Annotated in this window: 14 protein-coding genes; 11 read left to right on the top strand and 3 right to left on the bottom strand. The window is 70.6% G+C overall.

The features are described 5' to 3' along the window. The first annotated feature begins 16 nt into the window (after positions 1-16). From ACQEVZ_RS28365 to ACQEVZ_RS28355, 3 genes are read left to right on the top strand one after another with little or no spacing between them, the layout of a single operon-like run. The gene (locus ACQEVZ_RS28365) at positions 17-2,380 is read left to right on the top strand and encodes a hypothetical protein (protein WP_433371931.1); all 2,364 of its coding nucleotides are present in this window, start codon (positions 17-19) and stop codon (positions 2,378-2,380) included. A 27-nt stretch (positions 2,381-2,407) separates the two neighbouring features. Continuing rightward, entirely contained in the window at positions 2,408-3,565 is a 1,158-nt protein-coding gene (gene rffA, locus ACQEVZ_RS28360; RefSeq protein ID WP_344501187.1) for a dTDP-4-amino-4,6-dideoxygalactose transaminase, read from the top strand. Continuing rightward, entirely contained in the window at positions 3,562-4,140 is a 579-nt protein-coding gene (locus ACQEVZ_RS28355) for a GtrA family protein (protein WP_433371928.1), read from the top strand. The genes rffA and ACQEVZ_RS28355 overlap by 4 nt, the downstream gene beginning before the upstream one ends. Before the next feature lie 992 nt (positions 4,141-5,132). On the opposite strand, the gene ACQEVZ_RS28350 is transcribed toward ACQEVZ_RS28355, so the two are convergent. Then, a complete protein-coding gene (locus ACQEVZ_RS28350) occupies positions 5,133-7,211 on the bottom strand; it encodes a S9 family peptidase (RefSeq protein ID WP_433377033.1) in 2,079 nt (692 codons plus the stop codon). 239 nt (positions 7,212-7,450) lie between these two features. Between ACQEVZ_RS28350 and ACQEVZ_RS28345 the strand changes: the two genes are divergently transcribed. After that, a complete protein-coding gene (locus tag ACQEVZ_RS28345; RefSeq protein WP_433371925.1) occupies positions 7,451-8,377 on the top strand; it encodes an alpha/beta hydrolase family protein in 927 nt (308 codons plus the stop codon). Positions 8,378-8,600: 223 nt separating this feature from the next. Beyond that, positions 8,601-9,821 carry an FAD-binding oxidoreductase gene (locus ACQEVZ_RS28340; protein ID WP_433371922.1) on the top strand — a complete coding sequence of 407 codons (1,221 nt, stop codon included), beginning with the start codon at positions 8,601-8,603 and terminating at the stop codon, positions 9,819-9,821. Here the strand turns inward: ACQEVZ_RS28340 and ACQEVZ_RS28335 are convergent. Next, entirely contained in the window at positions 9,818-10,312 is a 495-nt protein-coding gene (locus ACQEVZ_RS28335) for a GNAT family N-acetyltransferase (RefSeq protein WP_344501183.1), read from the bottom strand. The two genes, ACQEVZ_RS28340 and ACQEVZ_RS28335, sit on opposite strands and share 4 nt — an antisense overlap. Before the next feature lie 105 nt (positions 10,313-10,417). Between ACQEVZ_RS28335 and ACQEVZ_RS28330 the strand changes: the two genes are divergently transcribed. The 6 genes from ACQEVZ_RS28330 (at position 10,418) to ACQEVZ_RS28305 (ending at position 16,193) form a co-directional block, all read left to right on the top strand. Then, on the top strand, positions 10,418-10,663 hold the full coding sequence (locus tag ACQEVZ_RS28330) for an acyl carrier protein (RefSeq protein WP_344501182.1): 246 nt from the start codon (positions 10,418-10,420) through the stop codon (positions 10,661-10,663). Beyond that, positions 10,647-11,396: an SDR family NAD(P)-dependent oxidoreductase gene (locus ACQEVZ_RS28325; RefSeq protein WP_344501181.1), complete on the top strand. Its 750-nt coding sequence runs from the start codon at positions 10,647-10,649 to the stop codon at positions 11,394-11,396. Before ACQEVZ_RS28330 ends, ACQEVZ_RS28325 begins: the two co-directional genes overlap by 17 nt. A gap of 111 nt (positions 11,397-11,507) precedes the next feature. Continuing rightward, a complete protein-coding gene (locus ACQEVZ_RS28320; protein ID WP_433371917.1) occupies positions 11,508-12,908 on the top strand; it encodes an AMP-binding protein in 1,401 nt (466 codons plus the stop codon). Continuing rightward, entirely contained in the window at positions 12,905-13,951 is a 1,047-nt protein-coding gene (locus ACQEVZ_RS28315) for an acyl-protein synthetase (protein ID WP_354889899.1), read from the top strand. Before ACQEVZ_RS28320 ends, ACQEVZ_RS28315 begins: the two co-directional genes overlap by 4 nt. Positions 13,952-13,977: 26 nt before the next feature. Then, positions 13,978-15,171, top strand: a complete 1,194-nt coding sequence (locus tag ACQEVZ_RS28310; protein WP_433377030.1) for an acyl-CoA reductase — start codon at positions 13,978-13,980, stop codon at positions 15,169-15,171. Between the two features lie 53 nt (positions 15,172-15,224). Beyond that, positions 15,225-16,193, top strand: coding sequence for a glycosyltransferase family 2 protein (locus ACQEVZ_RS28305; protein ID WP_433371913.1), 969 nt, complete (start codon positions 15,225-15,227; stop codon positions 16,191-16,193). Positions 16,194-16,449: 256 nt separating this feature from the next. On the opposite strand, the gene ACQEVZ_RS28300 is transcribed toward ACQEVZ_RS28305, so the two are convergent. Beyond that, complete coding sequence (locus ACQEVZ_RS28300) at positions 16,450-17,409, bottom strand: threonine ammonia-lyase (protein ID WP_344501176.1); 960 nt, start codon at positions 17,407-17,409, stop codon at positions 16,450-16,452. Positions 17,410-17,480: the final 71 nt, after the last annotated feature.

Genomic DNA, 17,480 nt, shown 5'->3' with positions numbered 1-17,480 from the left:
CGGGGGGCTCAAGACCGTGCAGACGCCGACCGAAGCCACCGCACCCGCCGCGCCCTCGCCGAGCAGCTCCCCCGGCCCGGACCGCGGCCGGTGGCCCAGCGTCCTGACGTCCGGCTGGCTGCCCGCCGGGCTGCTGTGGCTGGTCACGGTCGCGACCCTGTGGTTCTTCGAGGTCCCGCCCGCCACCACGGCCGTGTTCACGCTGTACCTGGCGGCCGGCATCGCGCTGCCGGGCACGCTGTGGTGGCGCCTCCTCCACCGCGGCGGCGGGTTCTTCGTCGCCGACGTCGCGGCCGGCCTCGCGCTCGGCTACGTCGGCGAGGTCTTCGTCTACATCGGCGCCCGGCTGCTCGGACTGCCGCTGCTGGTGCTCGCCTGGCCGATCGGCACGGTGGCGGTGTTCCTGCTGGTGCCGTCGCTGCGCCGGTACTGGCGGACCGCCGCCGACGCCCCGGTGCCGCCGCTGCTGTGGCGCTGGGCGCTCACGCTGATCGCCGGCATGACGCTGCTGTGGAGCTTCAAGTTCTACCGGCAGTACGGGCTGCGCTACCCGTACAACTCGACCCCCGACACCGACTCCACCTTCCACCTCGCGCTCCTCGGCGAGGCGAAGCACCACATGCCGATGGTGATTCCGTGGATCACCGACGAGCCGCTCTACTACCACTGGTTCGTCTACCCCGAGATGGCCGCGTCCAGCTGGGTGACGGGGATCGAGCCGCAGGTCCTGCTGCTGCGGCTGTCGGTGCTGCCGATGCTGATGGCGTTCGCCGTGCTCGTCGCCGTCCTGGCCCGCAAGGTGACCGGCGGCTGGTGGAGCGGCGTCGCGGCGAGCGTGCTGACCCTGTTCGCGCTGTCACCCACCCCGTACAACTGGGTGGCCTGGGACTTCTTCGTGAACCTCGCGTTCAGCTCGCTGGAGGACGGCTCGTCGCTGCGGCTCACCGTGTGGACCGGCCCGACCCAGACCTTCGGCGCGCTGCTCATGGTGCCGCTGATGATCGTGCTCGTCGACCGGCTCCGGGCCCCGGCCCGGCAGTGGCGCGACCCGCGCGGCTGGATCCTCTTCACCCTCCTGCTGTGCGGGGTGATGGGCGCCAAGGCGATCTACCTGCCGCTGCTGTTCTGCGGGCTGCTGCTGGTCGTCGCCGTCGAGCTGGTCTTCCACCGCACCCTGCACCGCGGCGCCCTGATCGGCCTCGGCATCACGTTCGGCGGGCTGGTCTTCGCGCAGCTCGTGCTCTTCGGCGGCACCAGCCAGGGCACCGAGCTCAAGCCGTTCACCGCGCTCGTCGCCGGCGCCCTCGCGGGCACCACCGGCTACCGGGACAAGCTCGTCCTCGGCATCCTGCTCATCTTCTGCTGGGTGTGCATCTGGGGCGGGCTCGCCGGCCTGGTGCGCCGCCGCCTGCCCGAGCCGGCGGTCGTGGCCATGATCGGGGTCGGCGTCGCCGGCGCCGCCGCCACGCTCCTGACCGGCCAGTCCGGCGACAGCCAGCGGTTCTTCGTCGAGGGCGGCCGGCCGTACCTCGCCGTCGCCGCGATCGTCGGCCTCCACGCGCTGCTGCCCGCCGGGCGGATGACCGTCCGCCGCGCGGGAGCGCTGATCGGCTTCGTCGTGCTCGGCATGGCGATCACCCAGGTCGTCATCCGCGCCGGCCGCGCCGACGTGCCCACCGTCCACAGCACCGGCTCCGAGGCGGCGCTGACCCGTGCCGTCGTCCTGCCCTACGCGGCGCTCGCGGCCGCCGCGGTCGTCGTCGCGGTCGCGCTGCTGCTCGCCCGGCACCGGCTGCCGGCACTGCGGGGCATGACGGTCGCCCTGGTCGTCGCCCTGCTCGCGGGTTTCGCGATCAACACGACGTTCCAGAACTACTACCAGGTCCTCTGGGACTCGAACCACGCCGGCTGGAAGAACGTCGTCAACGCCAAGGGTGAGGTCATCGTCTCCAAGGGCGTCCTGGAGGCCGGCCGCTGGCTGCGCGACCACTCCGACCCCGACGACCTCGTCGCCACCAACGCGCACTGCCAGCTGTGGAACAAGGAGTGCTCGGATCTGCACTTCTCGATGACGGCGTACAGCGAGCGGCGCATGCTCGTCGAGGGCTGGGGCTTCACCACGACCGCCCACGTCGAGGCCGAGCGGCTCGGCATGTGGGTCGGATCCATCCCCTACTGGCGCCCCGAGATCCTCGCGGACAATGACGCAGCGTTCAGCAGGCCGTCACCCCAAACGGTGGGCATCCTGCGCGACCGCTACGGGGTACGCTGGCTGTTCGTTGACGAAAGCCAGAACAACGTTTCACCACAGCTGTCGACCTTCGCTACCGAACGTTACCGGTCGGGGGTCGTCGTGGTGTATGAACTGCCGTCGGCATGACCACACACCATTAGGTAGGCTCCAGCAGTGACCCCCACGAACCAGCTCGCCGTCCCATTCAACAAGGCCTATCTGACGGGTGCCGAGACCGGGTACATCCAGCAGGCAATGACGAATGGGCCGCTCACCGGTGACGGGCCCTACACGAAGCGTGCGAGCGCGCTGCTCACCGAGATCCTCGGCGCCAAGCACTCATTGCTGACCACCTCCTGCACGCACGCGCTGGACATGACCGCGCTGCTGCTGGACCTGGAGCCGGGCGACGAGGTCATCGTGCCGTCGTTCACGTTCTGCTCGACCGCCAACGCCTACGCGCTGCGCGGCGCCGTGCCGGTCTTCGTCGACTGCCGCCCCGACACGCTCAACCTCGACGAGCGCCTGGTCGAGGCCGCCGTCACCCCGCGCACCAAGGCGATCGTCGTCGTGCACTACGCCGGCGTCGCCGTCGAGATGGACGAGATCGAGGCGATCGCCCAGCGGCACGGCCTCGTGGTCATCGAGGACAACGCGCACGGCATCGGCGGCACGTACCGTGGCCGCAAGCTCGGCTCGATCGGCGCGATGGCGACCCAGAGCTTCCACGAGACGAAGAACGTGCAGTGCGGCGAGGGCGGCGCCCTCATCTTCAACGACGACACCTACTTCGAGCGCGCCGAGATCATCCGCGAGAAGGGCACCAACCGCGGCCAGTTCTTCCGCGGCATGGTCGACAAGTACCGCTGGATCGACATCGGCTCGTCCTACCTGCCGTCGGACCTGCTCGCCGCGTTCCTCACCGCGCAGCTGGAGCAGTTCACCGACATCCAGCGCCGGCGCTCCCACATCTGGGACAGCTACCACCAGCGCCTGGCCACCTGGGCCGCCGAGCACGGCGTCACCCAGCCGACGGTCCCCGGCGACCGTTCGCAGCCGGCCCACCTGTACTACCTGCTCCTGCCCGACCTCGAGAGCCGCCAGGGGATGCTCAAACACCTCCTCGGCCACGGCGTCCTGGGCACCTTCCACTACCAGCCGCTGCACTTCGCCCCGGCCGGCGTGAAGTTCGGCCGCACCGGCCCCGGCGGCTGCCCCGTCACCGAGGACGTCGCCGACCGGCTGCTGCGCCTGCCGCTGTACGGCGGCATGTCCGAGGCCGACATCGACCTGGTCGTCACCGCGGTCGAGTCCTACAACCCGCGCGGATGACCGAAACCATGGACGGCGGCCCCGCCCTGCCCGACGCTCTCAACCTGGCGGCGCGGGGCAACACGCCACCGGCGGTCCCCGACGCCCGCGACGCCCGCCTCCCCGAGGCCCTCGACCTCGGGTCACGCCCCGGCGCCCCCTCAGCCGAGCCCCCCGCTTCCCACCGCTCCTGGCTCGTCCGCACCGCGATCGTGCTCTACAACGACCGCCGCATCCGTTACCTCGGCGTCGGCGGCATCTCCGCGGTCACCTACTACGTCAGCTTCGCGGCCGTCTACCTGCTGACCCGCGACCACTGGCACTACCTGGTGCCCACGATCATCGCCAACTTCATCTGCGCCGTCTGCACCTACCCGCTGCAGCGCCACTTCGTCTTCCAGTCGAAGGGCCCGATCATCTCGGGCTTCCTGAAGTTCTACGTGGTCTGCCTGTGGGCCCTCGCGTTCACCATGCTCGGACTCCCCCTCCTCGTCGAGGTCTTCCACATCCCCGTCCTCATCTCCCAGGCGATCCTGATCGTCGTCGCCCCCCTGATCAACTACCAGCTCAGCAAGCTCTGGGCCTTCCGCCGCTGACCCCTCCCCAACGCGGTGATCGAAGGATGGAACGGGTCGCGGGGACGGCCGGCTCCATCCTTCGATCTTGCGGCACGAGGCTCACGCACTCGGGAGCCCACGGCAGTCGGGGCCGCACAGCGCCCGGCGGTGTGGTGATCAAAAGACGGATCCGGTCGCGATCACAGCCAGATCCGTCTCTCGATCAAGCCGAACGGACACCAAGCACCGACGCGACACCGCGGCGCCCGGCGGTGTGGTGATCGAAGGATGGAACGGGTCGCGGGGACGGCCGGCTCCATCCTTCGATCTTGCGGCGTCGGGCGAAGGTGTTGCCGGCGGGTGAGGTTCCACGCGTTCGGGAGGCTGGCGGCCGAGTTCGGCAGTCGGCAGTGCTGCGGTCGTCCGGAGGCGTCGCGCCACTCTCGATCCGGCGGCATCGGCCAGCACACCCGAATCACCTGGCACCGGCGGTGCACCTGATGCAGCAGGCGGAATCCGAACGCGACGCAGCGGCACGGCGGCCGGCCGGATCACGGCGGACCGGGCCTCCGCTGCAACGGACGTGACCGGCGTGACGCCTGCCAAGCCGGACGGTCCAGATCAAGGTTCGCGACCCGGACCACTGACAGACTGGGTTTGCCGCCTGTCCTACCGGACGGTCAGGCGCCGCTCGCCCGGCGCATGCTCTCGCCTGTCTTGCCCGAAAAGTCGGATCTGCCGGAGAAGCCAGGCGCGGCCCGCCCTTCCGGCACAGCAGGACGTGCCCATCCGCTCGGCCGGATGAGTCAGGTGCAGGCCGGCCCGCCTGCCCAGCAATCGGGCGCAACCTGGCCCGCCTGCCCGCCTGGCCTGCGATCGGGCGCAGGCTGGCCGACCTGCCCACCTGGCCTGCGAAAGGCGTGACCCAGCCCGCCGCTGGGCGGGCGTGGCGACCTGCCCTGCGCCAACGACGGTCGGCCGTGCCCGCCCCAGGTGCGGGGCGGGCCGGCGGCGAAAGCGTTGGGCGGGCGTCAGGCCAGGCCTACGCGGTCCAGGACCCAGGCGGTGATGAACGCCTCCTCGCGCCAGGCGTCGTAGCGGCCGCTCGGACCGCCGTGGCCGGCGCCCATCTCGGTCTTGAGCAGGACGTCGGAGTCGGGCGAGAGGCTGCGCAGGCGGGCCACCCACTTGGCCGGCTCGTGGTAGAGGACGCGGGTGTCGTTGAGGCTGGTCACGGCCAGGATCGCCGGATACGGGCGGGCCGACAGGTTCTCGTAGGGGGTGTAGGACTTCATGTACGCGTACACCTCGGGGTCAGCCAGCGGGTTGCCCCACTCCTCCCACTCGGTGACGGTCAGCGGGAGCGACGGGTCGAGAATGGTGTTGAGGGCGTCGACGAACGGGACCTGGGCGACGATGCCCGCGAACGCCTCCGGGGCGATGTTGGCCACGGCGCCCATGAGCAGGCCGCCGGCGGAGCCGCCGCGGGCGATGAGCTTGTCCGACGACGTCCAGCCGGCCTTGACCAGGTGCTCGGCGCAGGCGACGAAGTCGGTGAAGGTGTTCCGCTTCGCGAGCAGCTTGCCCTCGTCATACCAGCGGCGGCCCATCTCGCCGCCGCCGCGGATGTGGGCGACGGCGAAGACGACGCCGCGGTCGAGCAGGGACAGGCGCGGGATGGAGAACCACGGGTCCATCGACGCCTCGTAGGAGCCGTAGCCATACAGGACGGCGGGGGCCGAGCCGTCGCGGGGAGTGCCGGCGCGGGCCACGATGGAGATCGGGACGCGGGTGCCGTCCTCGGCGAGGGCCCACTCGCGGTGCTGCTCGTAGCGGGACGGGTCGAACTCGCCCAGGACCGGCTTCTGCTTGCGCAGGGTCAGCTCACCGTTGTCGAGGTTGCAGTCGAAGACCGAGTCGGGCGTGACCAGCGAGACGTAGTGCAGGCGGAACGAGGTGGTGTCGTATTCGAGGTTGGCCTCGGGGCCCGCGGAGTAGATCGGCTCGGGGAAGGCGATGTCGTAGGACGCGGCGCCCTGCAGCGGCACGACCCGGATGCCGGTGAGCCCGTCGCGGCGCAGCGAGACGACCAGGTGGCCGGAGAACGCGTCGACGCCGAGCAGCCGGGTGCCGGGCTCGTGCTCGATGAGCGTCGTCCAGGCGCCGGGCGCGTCGGCGGACGTGTACGCCAGGGCGAAGTCCTCGGCGCCGTCGTTGTGCAGGATCAGGAACCGGTGACCGTGGTGCTCCACCGAATACTCCACGCCCTGCCGGCGCGGCGCGATCGACTGCGGCGGGCTGGTCGGCGCGTCGGCCGGGATGACCAGGACCTCGCTGGTGACCTTGCTGTGGATGTCGATGAGGATGAAGCGCTCGGAGCGGGTCAGGTCGACGCCGACCCAGAAGCGCTCGTCGGTCTCCTCGTGGACCACCACGTCGACGGAGGAGTCGGTGCCCATGGCGTGCCGCCAGATCTTGTTCGGCCGCCACGCCTCGTCGATGGTGATGTAGAAGAGCGTGGAGCCGTCGGCGGACCAGGCCGAGCCGTAGAACGCGCCCTCGACGGTGTCGGGCAGCAGCTCGCCTGTGTCGAGGTCCTTGACGCGCAGCGTGAAGCGCTCGTCGCCGGCGAAGTCGGTGCTGTAGGCCAGGAGGCGGCCGTCAGGGCTGATGTCGAACGTGCCCAGGGCGAAGAACTCCGAGTCGCCCGCGAGGGCGTTGCCGTCGAGGAGGACGTGCTCGCCGGGCAGGGCGCCGCCGTCGCCGAGGTCGGGCGGGGCGGTCTGGCCGGCCTCCACCGGGACCCGGCAGTGGATGCCATACTGCTTGCCCTCTTCGGTGCGCGTGTAATACCAGAAGCCGCCCTTGCGGGTCGGCACCGAGAGGTCGGTCTCCTTGGTGCGCGACTTGATCTCGCTGAACGCCGTCTCGCGCAGGCTCTCCAGGTGCGCGGTCGCCGCGGTGGTGAACGCGTTCTCCGCCTCGAGATAGGCGACCGTGTCTGGGTCTTCCTTGTCCTGCAGCCAGAAGAACTCGTCGACCACGGTGTCGCCGTGGTGCGTCCGCTCGTGCGGAACCTGCTTCGCCGTCGGCGGCTGAACGCCCGTCACACCTGTAGTCACGCCCAAGACGTTACCCGTACCCCCCGACACTTTCCGGCGCCTCGACCCCTCAAAAACACCCGAGAGACACCGGGCGGAACACGCAACCGGTGGGTGAACTCGGCAGTCTGTCATGTAGGAGAAAGCGACGCCGGTACCGTCATGGTCTCGAAGTTCGGGCGAGCCCATGGAGGAGTGCGGTGCGGCGTCGCGGGGTGTTGCACATCGGGGTGGCGGGACTGGCAGCAATGCTGGTCCAAGCGTGCGCCGGGGAGTCGGATACACCTGACGTGAAGGGCGGCGCGGCGCCGGGCTCCTCCGGCGCGGTCCAGCCGTCCCCCACGTTCGACCCCTCGGCGTACGTGCCCGCCGCCGTGCCGATCGCAGAGCTGAAGAAGCTCTACTCGTACGACTCCAAGGCGACGCTCAACGCCCAGCTGACCGACAAGCGGACGGGCGACGGCGTGATCCTGGAGGACATCACGTTCTCCGACACGAGGGGTCGCGAGGAGATCCCGGCCTACGTGCTGGGTCCGGAGAAGTTCACCGGCCGCCTGCCCGCGGTCGTGTACGCGCACGGCAGCGACGGCGACCGCGACACGCTGCTCAAGGAGGGGATGGCGCTCGCCCGGCTGGGGGCGCTGGTGTGCGTGCCGGAGCTGCCGCTCAAGCCGTCGGGCGACCCGGTCGCCGACAGCAAGGTGGTGGCCGACTCCGTGGTGGCGCTGCGCCGCGCGTACGACCTGCTGATCCGCCGCTCGGACTGCGACGGGTCGAGAGCCGGGTTCGCCGGCCACAGCTGGGGCGCGGCGATGGGCGCCGTGCTGTACGGCATCGACTCCCGCATCACGGCGAGCGTCCTGGCGTCGGGGACCAGCCGGATCTCCCGGTGGATGGTCCGCAATCCGGTGCCGAAGGACTGGCACGCGTACCTGGACGCATTGTCGCGCTTCGACGCGCCGCCGTACACCCAGGTGACCGGCCGCAAGCCGATGCTGCTGCAGTTCGGCAAGCAGGACACCGTCGTCCCGGACGGCGAGCGCACTGAGCTGCTGAACGGCGTGGCCGGACCCAAGGAGCGCAAGGACTACGACACCGGTCACGATCTCGTCGGCTTCGAGGCTGCGGTCACCGACCGGGTGGCCTTCCTGCGGAAGCAGTTGCGACTGAAGTAGGGACCCACTACGCTTCGAACACATGTTCGATGTCGCTTGGTGCAGCATGTGCATCGTCCGCGGCCTCGAGCATATTTGAACGCGTCGTTGGGAAAGCCTGGATCACGCCCTGACCGGCGAGTCCTGGCTTCCGCGAATCCCGCCGGCGAGCACTTCCCCGTGTGGTCGTCTCGTCGGACGGTCCAGCTGAAGCTGGGTCGTGAACAGGGAAGCGTGGGCTGCGGTGAGCGTGATCGAAGTGCTGGCGGAGGCGTGCGGGCCGGAGCACGTGTGGGAGGCCGGCCCGGCCGACAGGGTGGACGGCGTGCCGGCCGGCTGGGTGGTCGCGCCCGGCAGCGCCGAGGAGGTCTCCGGCGTGCTGCGCGCCGCGGCCGCCGCCGGGCTGTCGGTCGTGCCGTCCGGCGCCGGCACCAAGCTCGACTGGGGACTCCCGCCCGCGCACGTCGACGTCCTGATCGACCTCGGCCGCATGTCGGGCGTGCTCGACCACGCCCCGGACGACCTCGTCGCGACCGTCGCCGCCGGCACCCCGATGCGGGCGCTGCGGGCGCACCTGCTGCGGGCGGGGCAGCGGATCGCGCTCGACGTCGCGTCGCCCGGCGCGACCCTCGGCGGGGTCCTCGCCACCAACGAGGCGGGCCCGCTGCGCCACCGGTTCGGCACGCCGCGCGACCTGGTCGCCGGCGTGCGGGTCGCGCTCGACGAGGGCAGCCTGGAGCGGCACCTCGACGGGCACGACCTGGCCAGGCAGATCTGCGGCTCGTTCGGCACCCTCGGCGTCATCACGGAGGCGACGGTCCGGCTCGAGCCGACGCCGACCGCGCGGGCCTGGGTCGTGCGGCCGGTGTCTACCCCGCGCGAGGTGCACCAGCTCACGGAGGCGCTGGTCTCCTCGTCGCTCGGCGCCGCGGCGATCGAGGCCGACCTGCCCGGCGGCACCGGGCGCCCCGCCGAGCTCGCCGCGCTGTTCGAGGGCAGCCGCGCCGGCAGCGCCGCCCGGGCCGAGGCCGCCGCGCACTTACTCGGCGGCGGCGCCTCGGTCGAGCCCGCGCCGCCGGAGTGGTGGGGCCGTTACCCCTTCGACGCCGACGACGTGGCGCTGAAGATCTGGGGTCAGCCCAGTGAACTCTTCGCCGTCGTCTACGCCCTGCGCGACGCCGCCGGCATGCCGGTGCCGGTCCGCGGCTCGGTCGGCGCCGGCATCGCGCACGTGGCCCTGCCCGCCACGACTCCGGCGGACCGGCTCGCGGGCATGCTCAACGCCGCCCGGACGGTGCTCATGGCCCGCGGCGGGGGCGGGTGCACGCTGCTGCGCGCCCCGGCCGACCTGCGCGAGCTCGTGGAGACCTACGGCCCGGCCCGGCTCTGCGACGCGTCCGTCCGGCTGAAGCTCGCCCTGGACCCCGAGGAGCGGATGGCCCCCGGCCGCCTGCCCGCGTGCTAGAGCGACTTCTCGGTCCAGACGACCAGCTGGTCCACGCCGTCGATCTCGGTGGTGTACTCCCGCTCCGGCACCTCTCTGAAGCCGAAGCGGCGGTGCAGGGCGATCACCTGCTTGTTCCACGCCAGGGTGCGGCCGCCGACGGACGTGAGCTTCATCTCGTCGAACGCGTACGCGACGGCGGCCTTCTCCAGCTCCATCCACGCCGGCAGCAGCTCACCGCGCTCCTCCAGACCGTCGACGTCGAGGAAGAAGCCCCACTCCGAGGTCCCGGCCGCCTCGTCGTGGTCGTTGAAGGTCACCACGCCGCAGTCGTTGCCCTTGTACGAGAAGATCAGCACCCGGCGGGACGGATCGGACTGGACCTTCGCCCACCACTGAGCGTGACCCTCCGGTGTGATGAACGCTGTGTAGATGCTGGCGCCGCGCGTCTTCGGGTGATTGCGCCAGCGCCGAATGGTCTCGACGTCCGAATCGTCGGCTTCGCGCAGCACCGTGGTACCTCCCGTGGGCGGGCGTGTGGGCATTGAAAGACCGGCCAACGGTACACTCGCTCGCGGACGCCAGCCGCTTACCCGATCGAACAGGACCTTGAGCTGATGAGCAACCTCGATCGTCTTCGTGTCGCCTTCCGCACCGCACTGGCACTGCCGGAGGACTACGACGTCGACAAGCTTGAATACCGAGGCATCGAGAAATGGGACTCGCTGGCGCATCTCTCCCTGGTCGGCGAGATCGAGGACACCTTCGACGTGATGATCGACACCGATGAGGTGATCGACCTCAGCTCCTTCGGCAAGGCCGTCGAGATCCTCGGAAAGCACGACGTTGAGTTCTCCGGCTGAGGGCAGGGTCGCTCTCGTCACGGGCTCCTCGCGCGGGATCGGCCGGGCCGTCGCGCGCAAGCTCGCTACTGAGGGCTACCAACTCGTCCTGCACGGCATGCGCGAAGGGTCGGCCAAGACCACGGCCGACGAGATCACCGCCGACTTCGGCATCGAGCCGCTCGTCGTGCACGGCGACGTCAGCGACGCCGCCGACGTCAAGGCCATCCTGCGGCTCGTCTTCGAGCGCCACCGCCGCCTCGACGCCCTGGTCGTCAACGCCGGCGTCCACGAGGCGGGCTTCCTCGGCATGATGGGCGACGCCGCGATCGAGCGGCTGTTCGCCGTCAACGCCGTCGGCGCGACGTACACGGTGAACGGCGCGGTCAAACTGCTGCGCCGGGGCACCGCACCCTCGGTCGTCCTGCTCTCCTCCGTCATGGGCACCGCCGGCTCGGCCGGTCAGGTCGTCTACGGCGCGACCAAGGCCGCCGTCGCCGGGTTCGCCCGCGCCGCGGCGAAGGAGCTCGGACCGGCCGGCATCAGGGTCAACGCGGTCGCCCCCGGGTTCATCGCCACCGAGATGCTCGAGTCCCTCGACGACGCCGGCCGCGCCGAGCGGATCGCCGCGACCGCGCTGCGCCGCCTCGGCGAACCCTCGGACGTCGCCGACGTGATCGCGTTCCTGCTCTCCGACGCGTCCCGGTTCGTCACCGGCCAGGTGATCGAAGTCGATGGCGGCCTGGTCGTATGACACACCGTGACGGCTCCCTATACGACAAATCGGACCATTTTTTTGGATCCTGTACGGTGAGAAGCATCTGTGTCCACCTCAACGGCATCAATGCGCCGCGGAGGTGACGCCATGACGTTGTTGCACCCAGACGCCAGACTGATCGATGCGGCGACCGGCGCCGAGCTCAGTGGCGTGCCGCTCCGCGAAGCCGTGCACGCCGCGGTCGCGGGGTTCGCCGAGATCACGCCCGGCGTGGTGTTCCTGCGCACGCCGACCACCGTCGAGGCGATCGTCCGCTACATCGGCGCGTTCGAGTCGGGACGCCCGCTGGCGCTGCTCGACCCGGGCCTGCCCGCCGAGATCCTCGCCGACTTCATCGAGCGTTTCGAGCCCGCCGCCGTCTGCGGCCCCGTGCCGCAGGACGTGCACAAGGGGTACACCCGCCGCGACGACGAACTGTGGGAGCGCGACACACCGTCGGCCACCGTGCCGCACCCCGACCTGGCCACGCTGCTGGCGACGTCGGGCTCCACCGGCAGCCCCAAGCTGGTCCGGCTGTCGCGCACGGCGATCCTGGCCAACACGACCTCGATCATCGAGGCGCTCGGCATCACCGGCGCCGACGTCGCGGTGAGCAGCCTGCCGTTCTACTACAGCTTCGGCATGTCGGTGCTCAACACGCACCTCGCCGCCGGCGCGACCGTCGTGGTGGAGTCCGAGGGGCTGGTCGCGCGGTCGTTCTGGCCGGCGATCACGAAGTTCGGCGTGACCTCGCTCGCGCTGGTGCCGTCGCAGTACGAGATGCTGCGCCGCCTGCGGTTCGACCCGAAGCGTTACCCGAGCCTGCGCACGCTGACGCAGGCCGGCGGCCGGCTGCGGGCCGAGCTGGTGCAGGACTTCCACGACCGCATGGCGACCGTGGACGGGCGGCTGTTCGTCATGTACGGGCAGACCGAGGCCGCTCCGCGCCTGACCACGCTGCCCGCCGGACGGCTCGCGGAGAAGCTCGGCTCGGTCGGGCCCGCGGTGCCCTGCGGCACGCTCGCCATCCGGCTCGAGGACGGCACCGAGACCACCGCCCCCGGCGTCGTCGGGGAGGTGCTCTACCGTGGCCCGAACGTGATGATGGGCTACGCGGAGACCGCCACCGACCTGGCCCGCGGTGACGAGCAGGGCGGGCTGCTGGAGACCGGCGACCTCGGGCACCTCGACGAGGACGGCTACCTGTTCATCGACGGGCGGCTCAAGCGCTTCGGCAAGGTGTTCGGCGTCCGGCTCAACCTCGACGACATCGAGCAGCTGGCGGCCGCCACCGGCCCGGGCGCCGTCGCGGCCGTCGCGGGCGATGACAAGGTCATCATCTTCGTCGAAGGCGACGGGGCGACGGCCGAGGCGCTGGCGCCGCGGGTGACCGAGCTCGCCGACCGGCTGAAGCTGCACTGGTCGGGCTTCGAGATGCGCGGCCTCCCCGCCCTGCCGCTGCTCAGCAACGGCAAGGTCGACTATCGAGCGTTGGAGTCCGCACGATGAGCGTGTTCACCCTGTCGCAGCCGGACCGCGAGGCGCAGCTGCTGCCCCGCCTGGCCGAGCTGACCGAGCAGCACCGGGCGCGGGGCGAGGCGTACGCCAACATCCTCGCCGCGACGGGTCACGGCCCCGGGCGCTCGTACGAGCGGATCAGCGACCTGCCGTGGCTGCCGGTGCGGCTGTTCAAGACGCACCAGCTCAAGAGCATCCCCGACGACGAGGTCTTCAAGGTCCTGACCTCCAGCGGCACCACCGGCGACGTCAGCCGCATCTACCTGGACAAGGCCGCCGCGGCCGCGCAGACCAGGATGCTCGGCCAGACCCTGCAGGCGGTCCTCGGGCCGAAGCGGCTGCCGATGCTCATCGTCGACACGACCGCGATCATCAAGAACCGCCGCTCGTTCAGCGCCCGCGGCGCCGGCGTCCTCGGCATGATCACGTTCGGCCGGGACCACGTCTGGGCGCTCGACGAGGACAGCAAGCCCGACCTCGAGGCCGTCCGCGGGTTCCTCGCCAAGCACGGCGACAAGCCCTTCCTGGTCTTCGGCTTCACGTTCATGGTCTGGCTCTACCTGTACGAACTGGCGCGCGACAACGGCCTGGACCTCAGCAACGGGATCCTCGTGCACTCCGGCGGCTGGAAGAAGCTGGTCGACCAGCAGGTCGACAACGCCGAGTTCCGCCGCGCGTTCCAGGCCGACACCGGGCTGCGCAACATCCACAACTTCTACGGCATGGTCGAGCAGATCGGCGTCGTCTACCTCGAAGGCCCGGACGGCAACTCGCTGTACTGCCCCGACTTCGCCGACGTCGTCATCCGCGACCCGGAGACGTGGGAGCCGCTGCCGCCCGGCAAGCCCGGCCTCGTCGAGGTGATCAGCACGCTGCCGGAGTCGTACCCGGGCCACGTGCTGCTCACCGAGGACATGGGCGTCATCAACGGCATCGACGACGGTGCGTGGCCCGGCAAGCGCTTCTCCATCCTGGGCCGGCTGCCGCGCGCCGAGGCCCGCGGCTGCAGCGACACGTTTGTGGGTGCATCGTGAAAAGCGTCTTTCCCGAAATTTCCGATATTTCGGTGGATCGGCTCCTCGCGGAGATCACCGACGAGCCCGAAGGCGGGCGGCTGACCGTCGGCGACGAGCGGGTCCGGGACTTCCTGATCGCGTTCTCGCGGCGGCTGCTCAAGCCCGACCTCGCCCGCCGCCACCCTGAGCTCGGCTCGCTCGGCTTCTTCCTGCGCAAGGGCGAGCTGGCCCGCGCCGTCGAGCGCCTCGCCGACGGGGCCAACGGCCAGCGCCGCGCCCCCCGCGGCCTGGTGCTGCACTTCCCGCCGGCGAACGTCGACACGATCTTCGTCTACTCGTGGGCGCTGTCGGCCCTCGCCGGCAACCACAACATCGTGCGGGTCTCCGCCCGCGCCGCCGGCGCCGCGCAGACCGTCCTCGAAGCGCTCAACGACGTGCTCGCCGACGCCCACCCGGCGATCGCGCAGACCCAGCGGATGGTCACGTACGACCGCGACGACGCGATCACCGGCGCCCTCATCGGCGCCTGCGACCTGCGCGTGCTGTGGGGCGGCGACCAGTCCGTCAACCAGCTCCGCAAGCACCCGATCCAGCCGCTCGCCCGGGACCTCGCGTTCCCGGACCGCTCCTCGTTCGCCGCGATCTCCGTCGCCGGCTGGCAGAGCTCGACCCCTGAGCAGCGCCGGGCGGCCGTGGACGGGTTCGCCAACGACCTCTACTGGTTCGACCAGGCCGCCTGCTCCTCCCCTCGCGACCTCTTCTGGGTTGGCGAAGGCGGCGTCGAAGAGGCCCGCGCCGAGTTCGACGAGCTGCTCAGCGAGGTCGTCGTGCAGCGCGGGTGGGGCGTGGATCCGGCGATGGCCGTGGAGAAGTACGTCGCCACCTACGGCCTCGCCGCCGCCGGCGCCGCCACCAAGATCGCGTTCAACGGCAACGCCGTCGCCAACGTGTCCCTCGCCGGCCTCGACGACCTGCAGCGGCACTGGCTCGGTGCCGGCACCATCTGCCACGTCACGGTCGGTTCGCTCGGCGAGCTCGCCCCGGCGATCCAGCGCAAGGACCAGACGCTCAGCCAGTACGGCTTCACCATGTCCGACCTCGACGACTTCGTCACCACCCTCGCCGGCCGCGGCATCGACCGGATCGTGCCGTTCGGCCAGGCGCTGACGTTCGCGGGGACCTGGGACGGCTTCAATCTGCTCCACGAGTTCACGCGCATCATCACGATCCAGGCCTGACCTCAAAACGGAGTACTCTCCTCCGTACACGGTTCTGTGAGGAGCTCCACAACGTGTCTCTGTCCGTCGTCGTCCCGTGCTACCGCTCCGCGCGTATCCTCCCCACGCTGGTCGAGCGGCTCAACGGCGTGCTTCCCGGCATCACCCCCGACCACGAGGTGATCCTCGTCGTCGACAGCACCGACAACACGTGGGACGTCGCCAGCGAGCTCGCCGGCAAGTACGAGCACGTCCAGGCGATCCGCATGGCCCGCAACTACGGCCAGCACAACGCCCTCATCGCCGGCATCCGAGCCGCGTCGTTCGAGCGCATCATCACGATGGACGACGACCTCCAGCACCCGCCGGAGGAGCTGCCGAAGCTCGTCGACGCCCTCACCGACGACCTCGACGTCGTCTACGCGATCTCCGAGCAGGAGGAGCACAGCGCCTTCCGCAACCTCACCTCGTGGGGCGCGAAGACCCTGGTCATGGGCCGCACGATGGGCATCCCCAACGCCGATGTCCTCGGCGCGCTGCGCATCTTCCGCACGTTCCTGCGGGCGGGCTTCGAGCAGGTCAGCGGCCCGCACGTCTCCGTCGACATCGTCCTGTCGTGGACCACGACCCGCGTCGGCACCGCGACCGTCCGCATGGACCAGCGCACCGAGGGCCGCTCGGGCTTCACCTTCAAGTCGCTCATGAAGCACGCCGTCAACATGATCCTCGGGTATTCGACGAAGCCGCTGCGGCTCGTGACGTACCTGGGGTTCCTGATCGGCATCTGTGGCCTGATCCTCACGATCCGGCTGGTCTGGCTCTATGTCGTCGGTGACACGACCGTCGCCGGTTTCACCACCGTCGCGTCGCTGGTCACGGTCTTCTCGTCGGCTCAGCTGATCGGCATCGGCGTCCTGGGCGAGTACCTGGGCCGGGTGCACGCCCACGGCATGGGCCGCCCGACCTACGTCGTCCGCGAGCACGTCAACAGCCCGGTGGGCCGCCCCGCGAGCCGCGCCGTGAGCCACGCCGACGTCGCCTGATCGAACACCGTCCGCCCGGCGCCCTCTACGGGGCGCCGGGCGCATTACGCATGGATGTCCCCAACCGGATGTCCCCAGCTGTGGATAACTCCCGCCGAACCTGTGGATGACTGTGCGCGGGGCTGTGGATAACCGTGTGGAATAAACGCGGAGTACACCCTGGATCCACCTGCGTGTAGGCGGTGTGAGACCTAGGACACGGGGGACCTGGGGAGATGATGCCCACAGGGGTTACCCACAGGCTGTGGATAACCGGTCAGTCGGTGAAGAGGCGGGCGGCCAGGCCGGGGTCGATGTTGCCGCCGCTGACGACGGCCACGGTGCGGCCGGCGGGGAGCTCGTCGCGGTGGTGCAGGACGGCGGCGGTGGCGGCGGCGCCGCTGGGTTCGGCGATGAGGCGGCCGCGGCGGGCGAGGACCTTCACGGCGTCGAGGATCTCGTCCTCGGCGACGGTCACGATCGCGTCCAGGTGGGCGCTGAGGTGCGCGAGGGTGAGCTCGGACAGCGGGGTCCGCAGGCCGTCGGCGACGGTGCTCAGCATGCGCTGCTCGGGCCAGACGCGCACGACGCCGGCGGCGAGGCTTTCGGCGGCGTCGGCGGCCACGGCGGGCTCGACGCCGATGACGGCGACGTGCGGGGCGAGGGCCTTGATCGCGGTCGCGACGCCCGAGGAGAGGCCACCGCCGCCGACGGGGACGACGACGACGTCGACGTTGGAGAGGTCCTCGAAGATCTCCAGGCCGACGGTGCCCTGGCCGGCGATGATGTCGGGGTGGTCGTAGGGCGGGATCAGGGTCAGGCCGCGCTCGGCGACCAGCTCGCGGGCGACGGTCTCGCGCTCGGCCTGCCGGACGAGGATGACCTCGGCGCCGTAGCCGCGGGTCGCTTCGATCTTCAGGGGCGTCGAGACGTCGGGCATGACGACGGTGACCGGGATGCCGAGGGAGCGGCCGGCGTAGGCGAGGGCCTGGCCGTGGTTGCCGGAGGAGTGGGTGACCACGCCGGCGCGGCGGTGGTCGAGGTCGAGGCGGTGCAGGGCGTTGGTGGCGCCGCGGAGCTTGAACGCGCCGATCGGCTGGAGGCTTTCGGGCTTCAGCCACAGTTCGTCGGCCCAGGGGCACGGCAGGAGCGGGGTGCGAACCACGAGGCCGGAGATCCGCGCGGCGGCGTCGCGGATGTCGTCCAGCCGGACGAGGTGTTGAGCGGTGGCGGTCACGGGGTCATCTTGACAGCCCACGGGCATGATCACCCTCCTCGCATCCGGCGAATGAGAGATCCATAACGTCG

It is taken from the genome of Dactylosporangium sp. CA-152071 (assembly GCF_050936335.1).
GTDB lineage: Bacteria > Actinomycetota > Actinomycetes > Mycobacteriales > Micromonosporaceae > Dactylosporangium > Dactylosporangium maewongense.
The sequence above is the reverse complement of the archived record's forward strand: the minus strand, read 5'-3'. Positions and strand labels throughout refer to the sequence as shown.

Excerpts from the sequence above, each read along its gene's own strand:
- ACQEVZ_RS28315 (WP_354889899.1), top strand. The coding sequence starts at position 12,905 with ATGAGCGTGTTCACCCTGTCGCAGCCGGACCGCGAGGCGCAGCTGCTG.
- ACQEVZ_RS28355 (WP_433371928.1), top strand. The coding sequence starts at position 3,562 with ATGACCGAAACCATGGACGGCGGCCCCGCCCTGCCCGACGCTCTCAAC.
- ACQEVZ_RS28345 (WP_433371925.1), top strand. The coding sequence starts at position 7,451 with ATGCTGGTCCAAGCGTGCGCCGGGGAGTCGGATACACCTGACGTGAAG.
- ACQEVZ_RS28330 (WP_344501182.1), top strand. The coding sequence starts at position 10,418 with ATGAGCAACCTCGATCGTCTTCGTGTCGCCTTCCGCACCGCACTGGCA.
- ACQEVZ_RS28320 (WP_433371917.1), top strand. The coding sequence starts at position 11,508 with ATGACGTTGTTGCACCCAGACGCCAGACTGATCGATGCGGCGACCGGC.